The organism is Paenibacillus sp. MB22_1 (assembly GCF_047200555.1).
GTDB classification, from domain to species: Bacteria; Bacillota; Bacilli; order Paenibacillales; family Paenibacillaceae; genus Fontibacillus; species Fontibacillus phoenicis.
In genome coordinates, this window is the sequence record NZ_JBLADV010000002.1 from 360,383 (window position 1) to 382,500 (window position 22,118).

Here is a 22,118-nt window from a genome sequence, read left to right on the forward strand (position 1 = left end):
TCCTATCTGGATCTCGCGATTTGTTAAATCACTTTTTATCTGTTAAACTTCGTTTCCTATTTCGTCACGGTGATGCGGGTTCCTCCATCTCCATGCTCGTAATGAAGGAGCAACGTGTGTGACTTCGCGTCCCATTCGAACTGCAGGGAGATGATTGGCGCCGAAGCAGAGCCGTCTTCCTGCTGCGGTCCCAACACTTCTGCCGTCACCGCCGTTGGTCTCGCTTCACAGCGAATCCGCGCCACGGCCTGCAGCGGTCGAGGCCCCTTGGCCGTAAACGTAATGGCGGTTTCATCCTCGCGATAATCCTCAATCCGGGAGGATGCAGCAATCACTTTGGAGCCGGGTTCGGAGTCGGTGCTGTGGCTGCCCGGCCCGGTGTATGCTAAATCATAAAGTAAGGCCTGGCGTCCGGGTTGCACCGCAACTTGCTCTTTGACCGGCAAACCGGGATCAAGCAAGTCAGCGAAAAGTCCTTCGAGCTCCAGCGGCGCATCGCTGACTGACTCGGTCATGACGGAAGCGATCACATACGGACCGCGGCGGAGATGAAAATAGTTGACTGGTTCCCAACGGAGCGCGTCTGCTGGAGCCGGCTTTCCTTCTGCGGAGCCTTCAGCAGCTGTCTGCGCTGCGGGTGAATCCCCCGCCGCCGCAGGCGCTTCCCCGCTACCCAGCAGCTCCATCGCTTCCCGTACTGCGGCGCGATAGCGTTCCGCCGCCTCTGCACTCTCCGCGATCCGATTCGGCCGCAACGGCAAGTAGCTGACTAACCCAGCGCCAACTCGGGTGATGCCTTCTGCTGCTGCCCCGGCCGCGCTTGGCAAGCCGAGACATTCGAATAGATGAGCCCGAGGAGAATCGTAGCGTCGCCGTCCCTGATTCCACCATTCCCGTACCCGGTGATACGGATCACTGTCGTCTCCAACGTAAATCAACGCTCCGCCTTCCCGCACCCATTGGGCCAAAGCGTTATGCAAATCCGGGAATTCCGGCTTCATAAATTCATAGCTTAAAACCAGCACGCGGTAGTCATCCAAATATCCCGGGAACCGCCGAACGTTATCAAGCTGGACCGGCCGTACCGGCAGCCCATGCTTGACAAGCGGCAGCGTCAGCCCATAAAAAGGCGAGAAGTTCAGCAACTCCACCGCCGAATCATCGGTCAACTCCACCTCGTTCGTCCCGTCGTATTTTTGCATAAAACCGGACGTTTGCGTCCCAATCCGTTTCCGCTGGAACATGGCTGAATCGGCCAGAAGCACGCCGGTGACGGCGGTATTGCCGTACACCTGGACCTCCTCCTGGTCCATATTCCCGAGCGTATGCATTACGTTCAGCAGCACGGTCGCGTAATCGGACGGAATCCCCTCTTTGCCGTTGCCGTCCGCGGAAGGATATTGGCCCTGAAAGATCCGCCGCGGCCAAGGGGCAACCTCATAGCGCGAAACCGCCGGATGCAGCAGCGAAGCGATCAGCGTCTTCGTGTAGTTCTCGCGGTAATCGATCCACGTCCGTGTCGGATCGTCCTCGATCGGATCGTGCAGGAACCACATGCGGCGGTGCGTCCCGCGCACCAGTTCCTGCATGATGCCATATTCCAGGAACGCCGTCTCGAATGTCCGCTCCGCACGTTTCCCTTCGTATACGTTCGCGGTGCGTGATGTCCCCGTCCAAATTTGGGCGATATAACCGTCAATCGCCGGCAAGTCGAGCAGCCGGGATTCCGGACTGACGATCCGCCATTGGGTGTAGTTAATCAAGCTGTGGGTGGGTACAAAAAAACGCAGCGGTCGATTATACCGGACCAGCGAATATTCCTTCAACGCCGAGCAGATACGGTCCAAACAACGCGTGTACAGATAAGCCTTCAGCTTGGAGGCGCGGAATTGCGCGTCCTCCGAAGTATGGGGCGGTTGCCAAGGCTCGTTATAGTAATTGCGCCATTCACGCTGGAATGCCTCAGAGTATCCGCCTTCCACCCAGAATTCCGGTTCCTCCAGGTGAATGGCCTCCACACCGGCATCCACAGCCGGCCGAATCCGCTCGATGAGAAAATTCGCATAGCTGATGGTTGGCACCATGTAGGGAATATCCACCGAGGTTCCGTGGATGATCGTCTCGCCGTCTTGATATTTCTGGGCTTCGTCCCAATGGGAGCGGCCGTCAACACGGCCGTTCAGATAGTCCTGGTAACCGCCCCAGGACACCCCGGTCATGAGATGCACATGGTAGCCCCGCTCCGCCCATTCGCGAATGCGCTGAGGCATCGACTCCCCAATGCCGTACACCATCACAAAATCCGTCTGCAGATCATAGGCCGCATGATAAGCGCCGCTTTCCTGAAATCCGGTCCGTTCTTCCGCCCGTGCTCTTCCCGTCACGCCTAAGCCCTCCCTTGTAACTTAGAGTTCGTTCACAGCCAACCTCATTCACAGCTAACTTATAACCTCTACACTCTATCCATCATTCAGCCAACTGAACGCGAATCGATTTGATCTCAAACGGTGTAAATTGCAAGCGAATCCGATCCGTATTTTCTGCTAGCAGCCCGATCGGCTCCTCCAGCAGATTCACCTCTTCAATGGTTCGGCAAGCCGGCCCAAAGCTCAGCTCTCCATCCGCCCCAGCTCCTGCCGTTTCGTACAGACGAACGATCAGATGATCGCTGTCCTCGGCCTTCTTCACCGCTTCCACCATCACGTTAGGATGATCGATCGTAAGGAAAGCTTTCCCGTGCAAGGAACTGCTGTCAGACTTCCCGCCGCCTTGAGGCGTCACCGGGATGGCCGCTGCGGATGCAATCGGAATGTTCAGCTCATAGCCTTTGCGGTATACGCCGGCTTGGATAAAGTCGCCCGCATGCGGGTACAAAGCATAAGTGAAGCGATGCTCCGCCCGATCGGCCTGCGGATCCGGATATCCCGGGCTGCGCAGCAGGTTCAAATCCAGCACGTTGCCTTCCACGCTGTGCCCGTATTTGCTGTCGTTGAGCAGCGCCACGCCATAATCCGGCTGCGACAGATCGAGATAATGGTGAGCGCAGATTTCGTCGCGGGCAAATTCGATCGCATTATTCCGCGTCGTCGGCCGCTTTAACACCCCAAACTGAATTTCGCAGTTCACCTGATCGCTCACAACGGCCACCGGGAAAGCAACCCGGAGCATTTTACCCGTTTCTCGCCAATCAGCTTCCGTATCGAAGCGCAGCAGACCATCACCTTGCAGCAAGCGGATCGTTTGCTTTAACGTCGATTCCCAAAAGCGGTAAACCTGCTCAACAACCGCCTGCGGCCCCGAAACGTAAGCGCGTCGGCTTTCCAGCGTCATCGTTCCAGCAATCGTATCGCGATAGTCGCGCGGGAAATCCCAGGCATCGCCGTCATCATGGTAGACGGTAAATACGTTGGCCTCAGCGCCCGGCTGAACCGCTTCCCGTCCGGCGGCCTTATCGTACAGCGACACGATGCTGCCGTTCTCGGCAAACCGAACCGCAAGCCGTTCATTCTCCAGCCGGAAGTCCTCGGCAATCAATGCTTGTTCCGAAGCCGATGGTTCTGCCGCAGCCTCCGTGAGCTTGCGCCAGCTCATCGCCGGCACTTGCACATACTTCCAGCTTCCGCCGATCTCTACCCATTCCTGCCGGTCCCAAGGCAAGGAATTGAACAGAACAATTTCACCGGCGGCAGCTCCGGACCGCCCAGCGATTCGTCCATAAGCTTCCGCAATCATCGTTTGGACTTCCTCCAGCAGCTGAGCGTAGCGCTCCAGCGACTCGTCGTACACCCGGGTGATCGAAGATCCTGGCAAAATATCATGGAATTGGTATAAGAGCACTTCCTTCCAGATCTTCTCCAACCGGGCGGCAGGGTACTCTGCAGGGCTTTCGCCCAGGGCAATCTGCAGCGAAGCCGCGAATTCAAGCTCACGCAGTGCTTTTTCCAGCTTGCGGTTATACCACTTGTTGCGCGCCTGCGTGGTTAATGTCCCTTGGTGCTTCTCCAGATACAACTCACCGCGGTACGTTTGGAACCGCGAAGCCTCTTGTTCCAGCCGCTTGAAGAAGGTGATCGCAGGCTCCTGAACGACCGGCGGGAGTCCCAGCAGGTTCACCTCCCGCTCAAGCCGCTCCAGGTGCTCTTCTCCTGGTCCACCGCCGCCGTCGCCGATCCCAAACAGCATCAGCGCATGCTCCGAGACGTTCCGATCGAGATAGTCCCGCTCGATCTTGGTCAGCGATCGCGGGGCCGCTGGGCTGTTATAGGTATCCTCCGGCGGCAGGTGCGTCAGCACCTTCGTCCCGTCAATGCCTTCCCACAGGAAGCTGTGGTGCGGATGCGTATTGTAGGTGCTCCAGGAGAGTTTCTGCGTCATCATATAGTCGACGCCGGACTTCTTCAGCAGCTGCGGCAGACTGCCCGTATACCCAAAGACGTCAGGCAGCCACAGCACCTTCATGTCCTTGCCGAACTCCTCACGGAAGAATCGCTTGCCATACAGGATTTGCCGCACTAATGCTTCGCCGCCGGAGATGTTCGTATCCGGTTCGACCCACATCGCGCCTTGCGCTTCCCAGCGTCCTTCGCAGACCCGCTCCTTCACTTCGGCGTACAGCTGCGGATAGTGCTCCTTCATCCACTGGTACAGCTGCGGCTGGCTTGCGCCAAAGACGTAACTCGGATACTTCTCCATGTTCCGCAGCGCCGTAGAGAAAGTCCGGGCTCCTTTGCGGATCGTTTCGCGGATCGGCCACAGCCAGGCCAGGTCGATATGCGCATGGCCGATGGCGCTGATCGTCAGGACGGAATCCCCGCCTTTCTTCGCCAATTCGCGGGCCACATGCGCTTTCGCCAAGCGTACCGATTCCTCATTGATCTCCGACAGCTGAAGAGCTGCCTCGTAGACGGATTGCAGGACCTGGGCTTTTCTGGCGCTGGAATCCGGCAGCTGCTCAACCAGCTCGATTAACACTTCCAGATCGTAGGCCAGTTGCCGGGCTTCCTCATGGCAAATAGCGATGTCCGCTTCCTTCAGCGTTCCGCTGCGATAATGTCCAAATAGGTCATTGCAGCCGCCGTCTCCCCACAGATTGATCGTTTCCCCGCCTCGGGCGGCAGCGCTGACGTCCACCACCCGCTTACCAGGCCGACCTAGGCTGTAGTCGAATTCGGAGCTAACGTTCGTTAAGCCTTGTCGCGGGGTTCCCGCTTCATCCACGAGACATAATTCTCCATTAATATCGATCAACAGAACGACTTTTTGGCCAGCGGCCGTTTCCGGTACGGTCCCTTGAAAATGAAACCAGGCGCAATCCCACAGCTCTCCCCATTTATCCCCGGGCTGAAGCCGTATGTGCCGGCCGCTCATTCGCTCGGCGTAAGGGACCGGCTCTTTCGTTACCCAAGCTTCAACCTCAAGCCCGGCAATCGGGCGGTAAATGTAATCCTGCAGTTTGGCAAGCCTTTGCTTTGCCTTTTGGATCATAATGTGGTTCGTTTCATACGGCATGCTGCATCACTCTTTCAATATAATTTACTTGGTATAGGCCTCCGCTTTCTTCTGAGCGTCATCCAGAATAGACTTGATATCCTCCTTGGTCATTAACGCTTTCGTCACGGCTTCACCAAAGATTTGCCATACCTTGGAGTCTGAATTCTTAAACGTTGGCAACCCTTGCACATTGCCGGCCATCGCCAGATAGTGCTGATACATTTCCGGATGCGCCTCTTTATATGCATCGGTCTCAGCCACCGATTTCAGTACAGGAGACCGGACGCCTGTATCGGCGATCAGTTGTTGGATCTCCTCGCTGTACATCGCGCGGATATACTCAAATGCAGCTTCCTTGTTCTTTGCATCCTTCGGTACGGCATGGAACGCGGCGCCGATGGTGATATTGCCGGCTTTGCCATTCGGGGACAGCGGAATTTGCGACATTCCGTAATCGATTCCGATTTGCGAGCTCTCGATCGCACGCCACGGTCCATCGATCAGATATGCGATTTGTCCTTTTTTAAACGCGTCGAAATACGTTCCTTCAGTAGTGTTCACCATCAATCCAGCCGGATGGTTGGCGTTAAGCTCTTTCAAGAACTGTACCGTTTCTACGTTGGCATCGGAGTTAAAGACAGGTTGGCCTTGATCATCCGCAAATCCTCCGCCATTGATAACAAGCAAGGTACCATACCGCAAATACCCGCCGGCATTCGGCCCGGCATAGACCCCGCCGCCGTAGAACTTCCCTTTGCCTGCTTCCGTTACCTTCTTCACGTTAGCCAACAGCTCATCCCAGGTTGCTGGCGCTTTGTCCGGATCCAGGCCTGCCTCCTGCACCAGCTTCTTGTTCCAGAACAAGCTGCTAACGCCAGGTTGCGAGGCAAAACCGTAAATTTTGCCGTCATACTCCATCGGCTTCCAGGCTGCCGGGGCTACTTTTTCGCGAATTTCTTGGGCCATGTCGTCCGGGAACGGCTCAAGCAATCCCTGTTGGGCAAACCCAGGCATTTGTGTTTCCCCAACGATGATGTCGGGCATGTTTTTCGCCAGGAATCCCGCTGTTTGCTTCTGGATCAGCGGTTCGCCCCAACCCCAGTCCTCGGTTTTGACCGTAATGTTTTTGCTTTTCATTTTCTCGTTGATAATCGATTGATAATAGTACGGGAAGACGCCGGCTTTTTTCAGCGGCTGACCAGGCGTATAGTTGTAATCCTCCTCTGTAATCCGGGGATTCAGCGTCTCGTCGGCGATCGTTTTTTCCTTGCTTTTCTCCAGCAGCTCGCTCAGCACCCCGACGCCAATCGCTACGGCTCCTTCATTTAATACGGTAATGGTAGCGCCTTCAGTTGACGACGAACCTTCATTTCCCGAAGCCCCATTCTGGCTGGTTCCCGGGGTGTTCGCGGCTTGATTGCCACCTGTGTTGCCGCCCCCAGATCCGCAACCTGCTAACAAGGCGATGAGCAACAGCGATAGAAACATGACATGCATCTTTTTCAACAACATGCTTGAACCCCTCCAAAAGTCATTTTATTCAGCGTGAGTGTCCATTAAGTCAAGTTTTCAATACGGGTGTTGAACTGTTTTCATCGGTTCGATCCATAACGGACCGCAGTGCACCTTCTACATTGAAATGAGTTCCCGGCCTTCCTAACCTTTGATACCTGTGTTCGCCAGGCCCTGCACAATATACTTCTGGAAGAAGGCAAAGATCAGCAGCGCAGGAATCGTGATGCCAAGGCTCAGGGTAATAATCATCGGATAGTTGATCACGGCACCCGGGCTTGCCCCAACGGAGGAAATCCGCGTGATCGCCGCAGGAAGCGTTTGCAAACTGTCGTCCGTTGTATAGAAGAACGGTGTAATAAAATCGTTCCACGTTCCCAGCGCTGTCGTGATCGCGATAAACGCCATAATCGGCAGCTGCAGCGGGAATAGAATCTGGAAGATCAACCGGATCGTCCCGGCCCCATCCACAATAGCGGCTTCGTCGATTTCCAGCGGCACCTTTTCCAGCGACTGCTTCACCAGAAACGTCCCCATAATATTGATGCTAGGCCCACCGATCAAGTAAACCCACCAGGAGTTCAGAATACCGGTTCCGCCGGTAAAGATATCGTTTCCCCCGGCAAACGGGAAGCGGGCAAATTCAAGGTAAGTCGGAATGATCGCCAGCGTCCCGGGAATCATCTGGGTGGCAAGCATGATCAGGAAGATCGTATCCCGCCCTTTAAACCGCAGCCGCGCGAACACGTATCCAGCCAAAAATGAAGTCAAAATTGCCCAAAACGTGTTGTAAGCTGTACGAATCAGCGAGTTCTTCATATAAGTGGCTACTGCAGCATCCGTGGACCCAGCGATCAGCGCCTTGAAGTTCTCCAGCGTTGGCGCTTTAGGAAGCGGGAAGATGCCTAACACCGTTGAGGAGAATTCCGTCTTGGTGAAAAAACCGGCAAGCACCATAAAGATCAACGGGTACAGCAAAATGAGCCCAACGCCAAGAAGAATGAGATGTCCCAGTAAATGAACGGGCTTAAACTGTTTGCTAACTTTAGCGTTCAGTGGACTGGGCATGTGGGAGCGCCTCCTTTTTCGCGGGTTTGACGGGCTTGATCGGAATGCTTGTCCGACGATCGGATTTCGTTGACCAGTTGTAGTACAGCACAGTCACAACAATAACGATCAAGGCCATGATCAGTGAGGAAGCGCCAGCCATCCCCAAATTGAAGTCCCAGAAGCCGTCCCGGTAAATACGGAACACCAGCACTTCGGTTTGCCCGTAAGGCCCGCCGTTCGTGATGAATAATACCTGCTCGTAAATCTGGATCGCTGCGATCAAGTTCGTAATGACGATATACGTCGCGATGGGTTTTAACCCTGGCAACGTGACATACCGCAGCTTATGCCACCGTCCCGCACCATCGATTTCCGCCGCCTCGTACAAGGACAAATCCACGGATTGCAGACCGGCCAACCAGATTAAGGCTGCACCGCCTACCCCTTTCCAGACTGAATAGACCACAATCCAGAAAATGCCCCATCCGACGGAGTACTGCCATACGATCGGTTCCTTGCCCATCGCTTTCAGCAGGTTGTTGATGACCCCATTGTTCGAATCCAGAAAAATGTTGAATACTTGCGTGGTCGCAACCGTTGCCGTGATGGCGGGGATGTACCAAATGGAACGATAAAACCCTTTGCCGAACAGCGGCAGGTTCATCAGCAGTGCAGCAAAAAAGCCTGCTCCCAGCGTAATGACCGTGACCAGTCCGCCCAGCCAGATCGACCTCCACAATGCATCCGTGTACACCGGGTTTTGAAAGAAGCTGATGAAGTTATCGAACCAGATGAAATTAGGTGTATCTGCCAACCCCACCCATTCGAAGAACCCTAACACGAACCCGAACAAAGTGGGAAAACCCGAAACCACCAACCATGCCAAAAACATCGGCACGAGGATAACGGCGGCGATCAAAGCATCTTTGTGCTTCCCTAACCTGCGCTGCGTTGCTTTTCGCTTCTGTAATCCCGCGGTTTCCATCGTCCAAGCAACCCTCCTTACTGTGAAGTGCACTGATAAAGCTTTTGTTCTAAGTTGTATTATCTATTTGTAATATTAACTATATTTTACTATGTCATTTATGTCAAGAATTAGATATATCATTTATTGCTAATTTAGCATAAAAAAAGACACCTAGCTTGCAAGGGCAAGCAGGTGCCCTGTCAATCTACTTACTTTACTCGTTTTGCAAGGGGTCCCGTAGATTGACTTTCAATTAATTTTGGCTCCAGGATGACTTTAGTATACCCCGCATCCTTAAGCTCAGGCTTCTCGAGAATGTCCCGCAAAATCCGGGCTGCGGCTTCTCCCATCTCGATTTCCGATTGCGAAATATGCGAGAAGAATCCCCATTCATGCAGCCCCGGCGAAGGATCATCAAACGTCAGGATCGAGATGTCCTCCGGCACCCGAAGCCCTAATTCTTTACATATTGAGTAGATGTGCAGGCCAAGCCGTCCGTTCAGTGTGATATAAGCGGTAGCAATCTGGTTCTTGATAAACCGGTACAAGGGGTGCTTCTTGTCGATCTCGCTGTAATCCACATTGAAATCGGTGAGGATCAGTGCCGGATTAATCATCGCTCCCTTCTGTTTGAGCGCCTCCATATATCCGTTAATCCGTTCCTCCACTGTAATTGTAGGCAACGGCGAATCGGAGCAAATGGCGATGTCGCGATGCCCCAGGCCCCACAAATAGTCAACGGCAAGCTGTCCGCCGATTAAGCCGTCGCTGCGCGACAAGTTCGTAGCTACTCCCGGCAAATACCGATCGAGGAGCACAAACGGGTAACCTCGCATCTTCAGGGCTAAAATTTCCTCATTGTACGTTTCCGCATCACTTGGGAAAATAATCAGCCCGGCGGCCCCTTTGCGAATCAGATCGTTGATCGCTTCCTTCTCCCGGTCAATGGAATTGTACGTCAAGACGATCTGCAGGCTGTATGGACTGTCTTCAAGGATGTTATTAATTCCTTGAAGCAGCCGAATGGCAAAATAGTCTACCAGCATCGGCATAATTAGCCCGATCGTGGTGCGCCCCGGAATATGGGATGCGGCTTCGATCCCTCCCAGCGAAGGGTCAGCTACCCCTCCGTTTAACGCTCCGAGATGATGGACCGGCGCCCCCGCATTTCCGTCCAGCACGGGCCATGATCCCCCCTCCGCCAGAGAGCCTTGATGGCGTTGCAGCAGCTCACCGATGCCTTCGCTGACGAAGCTTCCCCGCCCGGGGATCCGGTAGATCCAGCCGTCCTTCGCCAGCTGCATCAAGGCATTGGCTACCGTAATTCGGCTGACGTCGAACTGTTCCATTAACTCTTTTTCCGAGGGGATCTTATCGTTCTCCCGCAGTTTGCCCTGCAGGATCATTTCTTTGAAGTGCTGTTGAATCTGCATATATAACGGTTTACGTTCGTTTTGCATAAGACTTCTCCTATCTTATTTCTCCCCATATATTTACATTATATCATTTATAGCATTTCGTCAATCTATTTCAAGTCATTCACTCGCTTGACATTGACTATTGGATATATTAAACATATTATACACGTTCTATCGTTTTCTTTACACTTTCGTAAAAAAAGGAGGGGATTTGTGATTCAGCGCTTCAAGGAACCTGTCTACGAGCCCTAATATGAGGATACGAGGTGAACGCATTTGTTTCGCAAAATAACGATGACTTGTCTCATTTTATTCTGCACCATGTCCTTATCCTTAGGTACCACCTCTGCATCGGCACAATCCTCAGTGGAAACCGCGTCCAAGAATACGATCAGCTGGCCTAAATTACAAGCGCTTCCAAACTTCGGGAAAGTAAAACAGCTGGATGTGCCGACGTTACAAAGTCTCCACCGGGAACGCTTATCTCGGATGGTCAGCAGCGACGTTGCGGGTGAATTCAGCTCCGTAGAAGTGACCTACACCTTCAGCGAAGGCGACAATTTCCGATACAATCAACATCGCAGGGCCAAAGAATCGGTTGGGGATTCAATCGATCCTTTGGCCCTGCTTTGGGCTGTCGAGGATGTCGTTCATTTCTTGGATGCACCGTAATCCGTAATCGTAAAGTCGATGTCAAAGGTCACCGGCGTACGGCTAAAAACGTCGTCCCAATGGCTTTCGACTTCCTTCCAGTATTTAGGGTGCGTGATCCTCAACCGGTTGCCGAACCCAGCCACATCGGTTTTATATTCTGACTGCATTTTATGCATCGTCGTCTCGAGCATTTGGTTTAGCCTTTTTTCGAAGATCTTCTTTGCTTTCTCCAAAAATTCGGTTTTGGAGGGGTCTTCCTCAAGATCCCAGTTTTCGATTAACCGCCCTTCCGATTCAATCTTGACATGAAACGAAAGCCGCCCTTCCTCGATCCGGGGGGTGATTTGCGTCTTCTCGTCTTCAACCTCGTAAGTGATCGTTTCATTTCGCCAATCATAGCTTTTGATCACCCCACCTTCAACATCGCCTTGAATCCAAGCAATGCTCTCCACGTCCGTTTGATCCAATGTGCCGATCCATTTGCCGGTCGACCCTTTGATTATCCCCGCTCCCGTAAATTTCGTTTCCCCACCGTACTTAGACACCTCCTGCAGGAGAAAGCTCTGCTTGGTGCCCAACCTCTCATTCAACTCGGTCAGATTCACCTCATTCATAATTTTGCCGGTCCTAAAACGTTCTTGCAGCATGTCCCTCAGCTTGAAAGCGGGGGGATCTCCGGAATGCGTCATTTCCAGCGTTTTTCTCGCCTTCCCTTTGCTCAATAATACGATGCAGCTAGGGCGTGTATCGTTATCGCGAAGCACGAAATCCATCAGTTTGTCGATGCTCTGCTGACGAACCAACTCAGTAGATACGACGATCACCTTCAAATGCTGGCCGATGACCGCCCGCTTCAGGCGAAGCGAATACTGCCGCATGATTTCAAACAGAGAATCCCCGGTTTCCGACATATTCAGAAATTCGCTTTTCCTCCCTTGACCCCCTGATTGTTTGTCGCTGCTGAAGTTTCCCATCGGAACGATCTGGATCGTAGCCGTAATCAGATTTCGCTTAGGATAATTTCCTCCTTGTTTCTCCAGCTCCCGTTCAACGGTCGTCGGTTCTCCCGCATCCAAGGCCAATCCGATATACAAGCTTAAATCTTCAATTTCTTTACTGCTCCAACAACCTGTTTGCAACGCAAGCAGGCCAGCGGCAAGAAACAGCGACAAAATACGGCGCTTACGCATTCGGTTTGAGTCCCTTCTTCCGAATTAGGTATACGGTTGATAACGGAATCGTAACTAAAGCGAAAATTATCATGCTGGTGTTTCCGACGGCGCTGCCAAGCGTAAATAAGTCGTTCATGTTTTTGGGAACAAGAGCGACGATAAAAACCACCGGCATCAGTGCAAAGAGCGCGGTTGGGAATTTTATGCGCATTATTTTCGATACGCCCAAGACCGTCGTAAAGAAAAAGATAGTGAAATTGCAAAACATCTGCATTAACCAGATGACCAAAAACGGAAATTCAAGTCGTTCAAAAAACAAACCGGTGACTTCAAAGCTTCGCAAAAGATCAAGCGTCGGCCAGGTGCTTCTTAGAACGGCGTCAACCGACATGCTTCCCACGACGATCACGGTGGCGCAAAAATAAAGAACGAACGGAATACTCAAGCCAGCCAATATCGCCTTAACCGCTTTCTCGGGGTGCTCCATATGGCCAACTAAATACAAAACGACTTCACCGCCCGCAAAAATAAGCATTGTCGATTTCAAGCCATTGAACACCGGAGGCAATCCTTCACCGAGAAAAGGCCGCAAGTGATTGATATCAAACATCCTCATGCTGAAAAATAAGCTAAGCAGCAAAATCAGGATACTCACAGGAAAAATAATTTGACACAAGCGGGCAATGCTGTTGATTCCTCCAGAAATCAAATAGGCCGCCGTCCAGATGAACGGAATAATGACAGCCCATATGGGGGTACCTTCCAGCAATAAAAAGATATCCACCTCTGCCAGAGCGCGAATCTCAAATCCGGCCAACACCAGAAAATAAACGGTGATCAGGAGGGACATTATACTGCCCATCACTTTCCCGACAATTTTTTGAGAAAACTCAAAAATCGTGCTTCCCGGAAACTGCTGGCTTAATTTGACCATGAGCAGCACCGCGAGCATCACAACGACGCCTCCCAGCAATACAGACAGCCAGGAATCCGGGGTACGCATTTTTTCGGTCACATCCCGGGGCAACGTTAGAATGCCAGCTCCCAGAACACTGTTGGTCATAAAGATGACCGCTTGCGATGAGGTGATTTTGTCGTTGGTACGAATAAACAAGTGATCCCCTCCTGGCTTTTCGGTTTAAGATCTGCGTTGTTTGCGGACCGTCTTCAACAATTCGGGTCTGCGTTTCATTAATGTCAAGGGCGCACGGACGAACAAGTCCTTCCAGTCGCCGATACGGATCGGCGAAAAGGGCGTGACATATGGCACACCGAAGCTTTCCAGCTTGGTCAGATGGCTGCAAATCAGCAAAAAAAACAATATCGTACCGAATATCCCCAGTACTGCTGCAAAAAACATGCCTACGAATCGCAACATACGCAATGTGATTCCTGCACTGTACATCGGAATCGAAAAGGAAGCGATGGCGGTTACCGAAACGACGATGACCAGAAACGGACTAACGATCCCCGCCTGAACGGCGGCCTCTCCGATAATCAGACCGCCGACGATGCCCATCGCGGAGCCGATGGGCCTGGGCAGCCGAACCCCCGCTTCCCGCAAAATTTCGATCGAAACTTCCATGATTAATACTTCGATCAACGACGGAAATGGAACCCGTTGGCGTGCCTCGATAATCGTAATGGCTAATTCCGTCGGAATCAGTCCGGGATGAAAAGAAATAAATGAAATATACATCGCTGGAATTATGAGAGACATAAATGCCGCAACAAAACGCAGCATCCGTAAAAGTGACCCTGCCATCCATCGTTCGTAATAATCTTCCGGGGACTGCAGCAGCATGCTGAAGGTCACCGGAACAATGAGCGCAAAGGGGGTTCCATCCAGGAGTAAGGCGATTCTCCCCTCCACCAAGGCGCTCATGACCCGGTCCGGACGTTCCGTATTTTGCGCCTGTTGAAAAGGACTTAGGATGTCGTCTTCGATCAGTTGCTCGACATAGCCGGATTCGGCAATGTAATCCAGATCGATCTTGGCGATGCGTTGCTCCACTTCCTGCAGCAACTCCGGATTCACAATGTTTTTCATGTAGACAATCGCAAGATCCCGCTTGATTACGTTGCCGACAACGTATTTCTTGATTTCCATTTGTTCCGTCCGTCCTTGGAGCCGGAGCATCGCTGTATTATCGCTCAGGATTTCGGTAAAGCCCAATCTTGGCCCCCGCAGCAGCGCTTCCGAAGTTGGCTCCGTTATCGCCCTGGATTTAACGCAGGGGGTGCCCACAAGCAGCGCGCACGCCATTCCTTCAACCATTAAAGCCGTATACCCTGCGAGAATCGATTCTCTGAGTTCCCGTTTGCCAACGACTTCCGTTAGTTCGGTAACCGGCAGTAGGTTTTGTTTGAAGTAGGAAACTAACCCCTCCTCCGGGGGAAACTTCATCCCTTGCTGAGCACTGTTATCCGACTTCAGCATAAGCACTTGCATAATGTGGCTATTAATCAACTGTTCATCTTGCATACCGTCAACAAAGATCAGTACCGCTCGCGCACCAAACCCGGCGAGTTCGTATTCTCGAAAATGAACGTCGTCATTTTGGCCGATCGTTTCTTTAAGATGCATAAGATCGATTTCATATTCGCCGGACAGCTGCGAATCCGTACTATTATGAGTTTCCAGAAAAACACGGTCTGTCGTTAATCCTTCCCTTGAGCGCCCGTGCTTATCCGTGACAATCGAGCGAAACCAGCGATGCAACGCAAAAATGAGGAGAGGAATGAGCAGAGTAACCCCGGCCAGCATGAAAGTCGGCCAGTCGGGGATATATTCTGTGATTGTCGACCACACGATAGATCACCTTAATCATTTATTTGGATTAATTTCCCCAAAAACGGTTTATATATTCATTTCCTTTCCACGCTGTGCAACGTGAATCTGGTTTGCCGGGGAGCCTTACATCAACTATTCCTTCCCTAAGCTTTCCTCGGCTCCAAAGGATAATTTACACACGAACGCTTATTCATATATGATCATATGGGGATATATAGATCACGCCCTATGGTGTATGTCAATGATATTTAATTCGCATCTTCATTATTCGCGAAAGAATCTGAACTTATCACACATGATCGGAGCGATATTTTTATGAGAAAAGTATTTTCTTTATTACGATGTTTACCTTTGTCTCTCCAACGATTACCTCGGCGCATACCAAGCTGACCTCTTCTTCCCCAATCCAGGATGAAGTGGTAAACACTGCAATCGGCCAAATTCGGCTGGAATTCAACACCACCTTGTCGCCTGGTACGGCAATATAGGGCTCATTACGTAGGGCTTGCTGAACAAGATCAATTTAAGCTGCTCGCAACGCATGAGCCTAGACCGTGATTTTCTTTGCAGTTTTCATGCAAAAAATCGGACGGAACGCAATGAATCTGAAAAAAGAGAAAAAAAGAACCCGCAGTCGCCGTTCCAGGTTCATAACCAGAAACTGGATAGCGATGACAGTTAAACTTGTATGAGCACCGCGGGCGCAAATTCGGCCCAAACCCAACTTGCGTTTGCCTTCGCCGAACTTTCCTTCGATCGCATTGCGCTGTGCAGCGTCTTGCTTCTCTTGCTTTCGATCATCGGCGTCACGTTGTTCTTTGGATGGCCTGCCAAGCTTCGGTCCGCTAAGACGAATCCCACGTTCCTTGCAGTAGTTCAGGTTATCGCGATTGCGGTAGATCTTGTCGGCCAGAATGACGGCGGGAAAATATCCGAACCGCTGTTTGTACGCTTCCACCGAATCCTGCAGCGTGGTCGCCTCGTTGAAGCTGTCCCACCCAGCCGTTTCGATCCAGGCGTAGCCATCAACCAGACTGGCGGCGATTTTAGCGCCGAATTCCACGTTAGCGCCGGCTTTGCCGCGGACGATCGGACGAACATGCGGCTGTTCGATGCTCACAATGCGATCCGGTACGGTATGCGTCTTGTTCTCCATCATGTCACGCTGCTGCCGGTATAGCTCCGAGATCACGAGAAGCAAGCGATATTGTCTTTTGCACAGTACCGCAAGCGGCGTGTGCTTTATGAGTTCTTCAATGATTCGCAAATCTCTGCCCACATAGCCGAGTTGCTTCTTAACGGCTTTTCGAATCACTTTGCCTGACGCTTTGCGTTGTTTGGAGACGCCCAGGAACGCTTTTCGGGCTTGCTTGCGGTAGGTTCGCGGTTTTTCCATCTGTCCGATATGGGGATGGTGCAACACATCGATGATATCTTCGAGGATTTCTCGGGCATGATTCAAGAGCCCCAGATCCGTTGGATATTTGATGTCCGCAGGTGCGCATGTAGCGTCCAGCATGAGGGTTCCCTTATTCATGGCGTTTGCTGTCGGCTCGCACGCGGGCGGCAAATCATGGAACCGTTTTGTCGCGTTGCGGTGATTCTTAGCCGGGGCATGAACTTCCTCGGGAATGGTGAGAGCTTTCTCTGACTCCATCATGGTCAACTGAGAACCGCCGGTGTCGTCGTCATCGTTGTCTCGTCTCGATGGTTTCTTGGATTTAGATGTTGCAGCTTCTTCTTGTTCCGCTTTCAATGCCGCTTGTGCAATCCAATCATTGACCTCCGCAAGGATCTCGATGCTGAGTCGTTCCCGAAAATGCGTCATAAGCGAATGATGAAACGGCTCTGCGTCCACGTACTCCTTGTAGCCGAGAAAAAACTGCAAATACGGATTTTCCTGGATCTGCAGCGTGGTCTCCCGATCACTTAAACCAAGGCGCTCCTTGATGATGAGGGCACCGAGTGCAATGCGAACCGAATATGCTTTTTGACCGATGCCGATCGATGAGAAGGATTGGAAGTATTTCTCTTCCACTTTATCCCAAGGGATGAGTGCGGCAAGCTGTACCCAGCGATTCCCAGGATTAAGCTTCCCGCCAAAGGGTAAGTAGAAATTTTCCAACAGATCTGCCATATCCCGATTCGGCACGAACACGTTCGCTCACTCCATCTGCAAGGTTTTTTGCCAATTTTCTATGTTTTCCTTGCAGATAAATTCGACAAAAGTAGCTCAAATCCCTTGTGGAATAAGGATTTTTTGTTCGTTCAGCAAGCCCTACGTACACGCTTCATTTTCTTGCGGTTGCAATCTGGTCCGGCACATTGCTGGTGGCAGGTTAGTTTAAACCTGTACACTCCTGGCGCCGCTTCCTGTCATGGTTCCACCCCGTAGCAACGCTCGCGATGCTGGTCATTGTACTGTCCGGACTTTACTTGACAAATGCGGTTGCGCCCGAATACCTAAATGCTTTGGCCCTTCCTTATGGACAAGCAATCCCTATGATTCATCAAGGTTATGAAAATGCGGAGCTTCAGCTCCGCCTAAATACGATGATCTTTATTTATATTGTTATTGCATTGGGATATATCGCCGCCATATTTTACTTGTTCCAAAAAAACAAAAATGCGTATCTCGCCGTTTCGCTCAGCGTTTTGCTCGTTATAGCCTTATATGTTATTGTGATGACAACAGTCGCTTAATTGTAATAATTTCGTTTAACCAATCTTTTTTTGATAAAATGATGCAAACGCCTTACAGAAGGGGATAGTCCATGACACAGTCCATAAATACAGCGAAAGAATGTGATACGAACTGCTCGGGCACACTCGTTGATTTAAAAGCTATCAAGGCGGAGCTTATCGATAACCAAGCAGCGGTTCAATTTGCCGACTGGTTTAAGGCTTTCAGCGATCCGACGCGCGTCAAAATCATCAGCGCCTTGCTAAAAAGGGAGCTTTGCGTGCACGACCTGACAGTGCTCCTCGAAATGGGTCAATCGGCCGTTTCTCATCAACTGCGATATTTGCGCAACCTCAGAATTGTTAAGCGGCGCAAGGTTGGAAAAACGGTCTATTATTCACTTGACGACACGCATATCGAGCAAAGTCGCCTCTTCATAAAGTACAACCATGGCTAAAAAACGCTACTTTCTGCTGCTAGACTGAATAGTAGACACAGATTACACCACCGAGCATAATTTCCTAAACAATAAAAAAGCCCTTAGGATTCCTGATCCCAAGAGCTTAATTTCACAGTTGGTACCGGTGAGAGGACTCGAACCTCCACGGGTCTCCCCACTCGATTTTGAGTCGAGCGCGTCTGCCATTCCGCCACACCGGCACATATAAAGTTTTAATCAAAAGTGCGGAAGACCAGACTTGAACTGGTACGGTAGTCACCTACCGCAGGATTTTAAGTCCTGTGCGTCTGCCGATTCCGCCACTCCCGCGAAGTATCAATGGAGGCGCCACCCAGATTCGAACTGGGGATAAAGCTTTTGCAGAGCTGTGCCTTACCACTTGGCTATGGCGCCATAATATAGAATGGAGCGGACGACGGGAATCGAACCCGCGACCCTCGCCTTGGCAAGGCGATGCTCTACCGCTGAGCCACGTCCGCTTAAACTGGGGATATAGGATTCGAACCTATGCATGACGGAGTCAAAGTCCGTTGCCTTACCGCTTGGCTAATCCCCACTATATTTGATTGGAAAGAAATGGGGCGATCGATGGGACTTGAACCCACGAATGCCGGAGCCACAATCCGGTGCGTTAACCCCTTCGCCACGACCGCCATAATATAAAGTTATCAAGTGAAAAAATGTGGCAGGGGCAGCAGGAATTGAACCCACACCAAAGGTTTTGGAGACCTTTGTTCTACCTTTAAACTATGCCCCTAGGAAACTGGTGGAGGCTGATGGATTCGAACCACCGAACTCGTAAGAGAACAGATTTACAGTCTGCTGCGTTTGGCCACTTCGCTAAGCCTCCACGTGGTGCCGGCGAGAGGACTTGAACCCCCAAACCTACTGATTACAAGTCAGTTGCTCTACCAATTGAGCTACACCGGCTCTTCAACAACATTGTTGAATGGTGGCTCGGGACGGAATCGAACCGCCGACACGAGGATTTTCAGTCCTCTGCTCTACCAACTGAGCTACCGAGCCTTATATGAAGTTAAATGGCGGAGCCGACGGGATTCGAACCCGCGGTCTCCTGCGTGACAGGCAGGCATGTTAGGCCTCTACACCACGGCTCCACACTAGAATGATTGCATCCTCTTAAAGAGGATAATTGCGGGGGCAGGATTTGAACCTGCGGCCTTCGGGTTATGAGCCCGACGAGCTACCGGGCTGCTCCACCCCGCGTCAATAATACTATTTTATTTTGGGGTCCCCGAAAAGTAATCGGAATATACTTCAGAGACTCAACTTCACCCCAAAAAGTGAAGTTTTATGGTGGAGGCTGAGGGGATCGAACCCCCGACCCTCTGCTTGTAAGGCAGATGCTCTCCCAGCTGAGCTAAGCCTCCATGGGAAAGGACAAGTTATATTGTAACAGATCCCCCATTCAGAAATCAAGTCAGTCAGCAAAATCAACTTGAAATCATGAAGGGAAGAAATGACCCGTAGGGGATTCGAACCCCTGTTACCTCCGTGAAAGGGAGGTGTCTTAACCCCTTGACCAACGGGCCATGTAGAAAGAATAATAATGGCGGAGAGAGAGGGATTCGAACCCTCGAGACGCTTGTGACGCCTACACGATTTCCAATCGTGCTCCTTCGGCCAACTCGGACACCTCTCCAGATATAGGATCCCAGGAAGTTATGAAGTGTATCTCAGAAGTATAACCTACTTCCTGGGACTTTGACTCCCCGAACAGGACTCGAACCTGTGACAACTCGATTAACAGTCGAGTGCTCTACCGACTGAGCTATCAGGGAACATTATGAAGTTTTCAAGGTTGAATCCTTGAAAACTGGATACGAAACTAGATTTGCATTTTATTTTTTGGATAAGCCCTCGACCGATTAGTACCTGTCAGCTCCATGCCTTACGGCACTTCCACCTCAGGCCTATCAACCTTGTCGTCTTCAAGGGGTCTTACTAAATTGGGAAATCTCATCTTGAGGGGGGCTTCACGCTTAGATGCTTTCAGCGCTTATCCCGTCCGCACTTAGCTACCCAGCTGTGCTCCTGGCGGAACAACTGGTACACCAGCGGTGCGTCCATCCCGGTCCTCTCGTACTAAGGACAGCTCCTCTCAAATTTCCTACGCCCACGACAGATAGGGACCGAACTGTCTCACGACGTTCTGAACCCAGCTCGCGTACCGCTTTAATGGGCGAACAGCCCAACCCTTGGGACCTACTTCAGCCCCAGGATGCGATGAGCCGACATCGAGGTGCCAAACCTCCCCGTCGATGTGGACTCTTGGGGGAGATAAGCCTGTTATCCCCAGGGTAGCTTTTATCCGTTGAGCGATGGCCCTTCCATGCGGTACCACCGGATCACTAAGCCCGACTTTCGTCCCTGCTCGACTTGTCAGTCTCGCAGTCAAGCTCCCTTCTGCCTTTGCACTCTTCGAATGATTTCCAACCATTCTGAGGGAACCTTGGGGCGCCTCCGTTACTCTTTAGGAGGCGACCGCCCCAGTCAAACTGCCCACCTGACACTGTCCCCGTACCGGATTACGGTACCAGGTTAGAACCTAGATACGATCAGGGTGGTATCCCAACGGCGCCTCCACCGAAGCTGGCGCTCCGGCTTCCTAGGCTCCCACCTATCCTGTACAAATCGTATCCAAGTCCAATATCAAGCTGCAGTAAAGCTCCATGGGGTCTTTCCGTCTTGTCGCGGGTAACCTGCATCTTCACAGGTATTAAAATTTCACCGGATCTCTCGTTGAGACAGCGCCCAAGTCGTTACGCCATTCGTGCGGGTCAGAATTTACCTGACAAGGAATTTCGCTACCTTAGGACCGTTATAGTTACGGCCGCCGTTTACTGGGGCTTCGGTTCACAGCTTCGGGCTAAACCCTAACCGCTCCCCTTAACCTTCCAGCACCGGGCAGGCGTCAGCCCGTATACTTCGCCTTGCGGCTTCGCACAGACCTGTGTTTTTGCTAAACAGTCGCTTGGGCCTTTTCACTGCGGCCCCCTCGGGCTATTCACCCTACCGAGGCACCCCTTCTCCCGAAGTTACGGGGTCATTTTGCCGAGTTCCTTAACGAGAGTTCTTCCGCGCGCCTTAGAATTCTCTTCTCGCCTACCTGTGTCGGTTTGCGGTACGGGCACCTTCTCCTGGCTAGAGGCTTTTCTTGGCAGTGTGAGATCATGACCTTCGGTACTGTAAATTTTCCCTCCCCATCACAGCCTAGCCTTATCGGTGTGCGGATTTGCCTACACACCAGCCTCACTGCTTGGACGAGCATCCATCAGCTCGCGTCACTACCCTACTGCGTCACCCCATCGCTCATAACGGATTACGGTGGTACAGGAATTTCTACCTGTTGTCCTTCGACTACGCCTTTCGGCCTCGCCTTAGGTCCCGACTTACCCTGAGCGGACGAACCTTCCTCAGGAACCCTTAGGCTTTCGGCGGATCAGATTCTCACTGATCTTTTCGTTACTCATACCGGCATTCTCACTTGTGTACTGTCCACCAGTCCTTCCGGTCTGACTTCAACCTATACACAACGCCCCCCTACCCCTGATACATACATATCAAGCCATAGCTTCGGTGGTGTGTTTAGCCCCGTTACATTTTCGGCGCAGAGTCACTCGACCAGTGAGCTATTACGCACTCTTTAAATGGTGGCTGCTTCTAAGCCAACATCCTGGTTGTCTGTGCAACTCCACATCCTTTCCCACTTAACACACACTTGGGGACCTTAGCTGATGGTCTGGGCTGTTTCCCTTTTGACAATGGATCTTAGCACTCACTGTCTGACTCCCGGTTATTCAGTCTATGGCATTCGGAGTTTGACTGAGCTTGGTAACCCTTGGCGGGCCCCGCACCCAATCAGTGCTCTACCTCCACGACTGTCCCACCGAGGCT

The 22,118-nt window shown here is 51.7% G+C and carries 13 protein-coding genes, 16 tRNA genes and 1 rRNA gene (1 of these 30 cut by a window edge); 3 read left to right on the plus strand and 27 right to left on the minus strand.

All coding sequences use genetic code 11. The features are described 5' to 3' along the window. Window positions 1–56 precede the first annotated feature (56 nt). The 6 genes from ACL02P_RS13355 to ACL02P_RS13380 form a co-directional block, all read right to left on the minus strand. Window positions 57–2,384, minus strand: coding sequence for a hypothetical protein (locus ACL02P_RS13355; protein ID WP_339300158.1), 2,328 nt, complete (start codon window positions 2,382–2,384; stop codon window positions 57–59). An 82-nt stretch (window positions 2,385–2,466) separates the two neighbouring features. Next, on the minus strand, window positions 2,467–5,508 hold the full coding sequence (locus tag ACL02P_RS13360; RefSeq protein WP_412837471.1) for an alpha-mannosidase: 3,042 nt from the start codon (window positions 5,506–5,508) through the stop codon (window positions 2,467–2,469). Window positions 5,509–5,532: 24 nt separating this feature from the next. Then, entirely contained in the window at window positions 5,533–7,002 is a 1,470-nt protein-coding gene (locus tag ACL02P_RS13365) for an extracellular solute-binding protein (protein ID WP_323077740.1), read from the minus strand. A 144-nt stretch (window positions 7,003–7,146) separates the two neighbouring features. Beyond that, on the minus strand, window positions 7,147–8,070 hold the full coding sequence (locus ACL02P_RS13370; protein WP_412837472.1) for a carbohydrate ABC transporter permease: 924 nt from the start codon (window positions 8,068–8,070) through the stop codon (window positions 7,147–7,149). Further along, window positions 8,048–9,037, minus strand: a complete 990-nt coding sequence (locus ACL02P_RS13375) for a carbohydrate ABC transporter permease (protein ID WP_260071645.1) — start codon at window positions 9,035–9,037, stop codon at window positions 8,048–8,050. The genes ACL02P_RS13370 and ACL02P_RS13375 overlap by 23 nt, the downstream gene beginning before the upstream one ends. Before the next feature lie 191 nt (window positions 9,038–9,228). Next, window positions 9,229–10,479: a GntR family transcriptional regulator gene (locus ACL02P_RS13380; protein ID WP_260071646.1), complete on the minus strand. Its 1,251-nt coding sequence runs from the start codon at window positions 10,477–10,479 to the stop codon at window positions 9,229–9,231. Window positions 10,480–10,713: 234 nt separating this feature from the next. On the opposite strand from ACL02P_RS13380, the gene ACL02P_RS13385 reads away from it, so the two are divergent. Then, window positions 10,714–11,109, plus strand: coding sequence for a hypothetical protein (locus ACL02P_RS13385; protein ID WP_412837473.1), 396 nt, complete (start codon window positions 10,714–10,716; stop codon window positions 11,107–11,109). On the opposite strand, the gene ACL02P_RS13390 is transcribed toward ACL02P_RS13385, so the two are convergent. From ACL02P_RS13390 to ACL02P_RS13405, 4 genes are all read right to left on the minus strand, one after another. After that, complete coding sequence (locus tag ACL02P_RS13390; RefSeq protein WP_260071648.1) at window positions 11,088–12,281, minus strand: Ger(x)C family spore germination protein; 1,194 nt, start codon at window positions 12,279–12,281, stop codon at window positions 11,088–11,090. The two genes, ACL02P_RS13385 and ACL02P_RS13390, sit on opposite strands and share 22 nt — an antisense overlap. Further along, window positions 12,274–13,377 carry a spore germination protein gene (locus ACL02P_RS13395; RefSeq protein ID WP_260071649.1) on the minus strand — a complete coding sequence of 368 codons (1,104 nt, stop codon included), beginning with the start codon at window positions 13,375–13,377 and terminating at the stop codon, window positions 12,274–12,276. Before ACL02P_RS13395 ends, ACL02P_RS13390 begins: the two co-directional genes overlap by 8 nt. A gap of 24 nt (window positions 13,378–13,401) precedes the next feature. Beyond that, window positions 13,402–15,075: a spore germination protein gene (locus ACL02P_RS13400; protein ID WP_412837474.1), complete on the minus strand. Its 1,674-nt coding sequence runs from the start codon at window positions 15,073–15,075 to the stop codon at window positions 13,402–13,404. Between the two features lie 529 nt (window positions 15,076–15,604). Continuing rightward, window positions 15,605–17,194: an IS5 family transposase gene (locus ACL02P_RS13405; protein WP_051425225.1), complete on the minus strand. Its 1,590-nt coding sequence runs from the start codon at window positions 17,192–17,194 to the stop codon at window positions 15,605–15,607. A gap of 269 nt (window positions 17,195–17,463) precedes the next feature. On the opposite strand from ACL02P_RS13405, the gene ACL02P_RS13410 reads away from it, so the two are divergent. Together ACL02P_RS13410 and ACL02P_RS13415 are read left to right on the plus strand one after the other, a co-directional pair. Next, window positions 17,464–17,760, plus strand: coding sequence for a hypothetical protein (locus ACL02P_RS13410; protein ID WP_009224687.1), 297 nt, complete (start codon window positions 17,464–17,466; stop codon window positions 17,758–17,760). A 71-nt stretch (window positions 17,761–17,831) separates the two neighbouring features. Further along, window positions 17,832–18,197 (plus strand): ArsR/SmtB family transcription factor, encoded by a 366-nt coding sequence (locus ACL02P_RS13415; RefSeq protein ID WP_009224686.1) that lies wholly within the window; start codon window positions 17,832–17,834, stop codon window positions 18,195–18,197. A gap of 119 nt (window positions 18,198–18,316) precedes the next feature. On the opposite strand, the gene ACL02P_RS13420 is transcribed toward ACL02P_RS13415, so the two are convergent. The 17 genes from ACL02P_RS13420 to ACL02P_RS13500 form a co-directional block, all read right to left on the minus strand. Further along, window positions 18,317–18,400, minus strand: a tRNA-Leu gene (locus tag ACL02P_RS13420). Between the two features lie 23 nt (window positions 18,401–18,423). Continuing rightward, window positions 18,424–18,509 (minus strand) — tRNA-Leu (locus tag ACL02P_RS13425). A gap of 10 nt (window positions 18,510–18,519) precedes the next feature. Further along, a tRNA-Cys gene (locus ACL02P_RS13430) sits at window positions 18,520–18,593 on the minus strand. 11 nt (window positions 18,594–18,604) lie between these two features. Then, a tRNA-Gly gene (locus ACL02P_RS13435) sits at window positions 18,605–18,679 on the minus strand. A gap of 5 nt (window positions 18,680–18,684) precedes the next feature. Further along, window positions 18,685–18,756 (minus strand) — tRNA-Gln (locus tag ACL02P_RS13440). Between the two features lie 21 nt (window positions 18,757–18,777). Then, window positions 18,778–18,853 (minus strand) — tRNA-His (locus ACL02P_RS13445). 30 nt (window positions 18,854–18,883) lie between these two features. Next, window positions 18,884–18,957: transfer RNA gene (locus ACL02P_RS13450), tRNA-Trp, on the minus strand. Window positions 18,958–18,964: 7 nt separating this feature from the next. Beyond that, window positions 18,965–19,050: transfer RNA gene (locus tag ACL02P_RS13455), tRNA-Tyr, on the minus strand. A 3-nt stretch (window positions 19,051–19,053) separates the two neighbouring features. After that, a tRNA-Thr gene (locus ACL02P_RS13460) sits at window positions 19,054–19,130 on the minus strand. A gap of 20 nt (window positions 19,131–19,150) precedes the next feature. Next, a tRNA-Phe gene (locus tag ACL02P_RS13465) sits at window positions 19,151–19,226 on the minus strand. A 15-nt stretch (window positions 19,227–19,241) separates the two neighbouring features. Continuing rightward, window positions 19,242–19,318, minus strand: a tRNA-Asp gene (locus tag ACL02P_RS13470). Window positions 19,319–19,353: 35 nt separating this feature from the next. Next, window positions 19,354–19,427: transfer RNA gene (locus ACL02P_RS13475), tRNA-Met, on the minus strand. 88 nt (window positions 19,428–19,515) lie between these two features. After that, window positions 19,516–19,591: transfer RNA gene (locus ACL02P_RS13480), tRNA-Val, on the minus strand. A 90-nt stretch (window positions 19,592–19,681) separates the two neighbouring features. Continuing rightward, window positions 19,682–19,753 (minus strand) — tRNA-Glu (locus tag ACL02P_RS13485). A gap of 18 nt (window positions 19,754–19,771) precedes the next feature. Further along, a tRNA-Ser gene (locus ACL02P_RS13490) sits at window positions 19,772–19,863 on the minus strand. Window positions 19,864–19,929: 66 nt separating this feature from the next. Continuing rightward, a tRNA-Asn gene (locus tag ACL02P_RS13495) sits at window positions 19,930–20,002 on the minus strand. Window positions 20,003–20,069: 67 nt separating this feature from the next. Further along, window positions 20,070–22,118 (minus strand): 23S ribosomal RNA (locus ACL02P_RS13500); it runs 883 nt beyond the window's last position.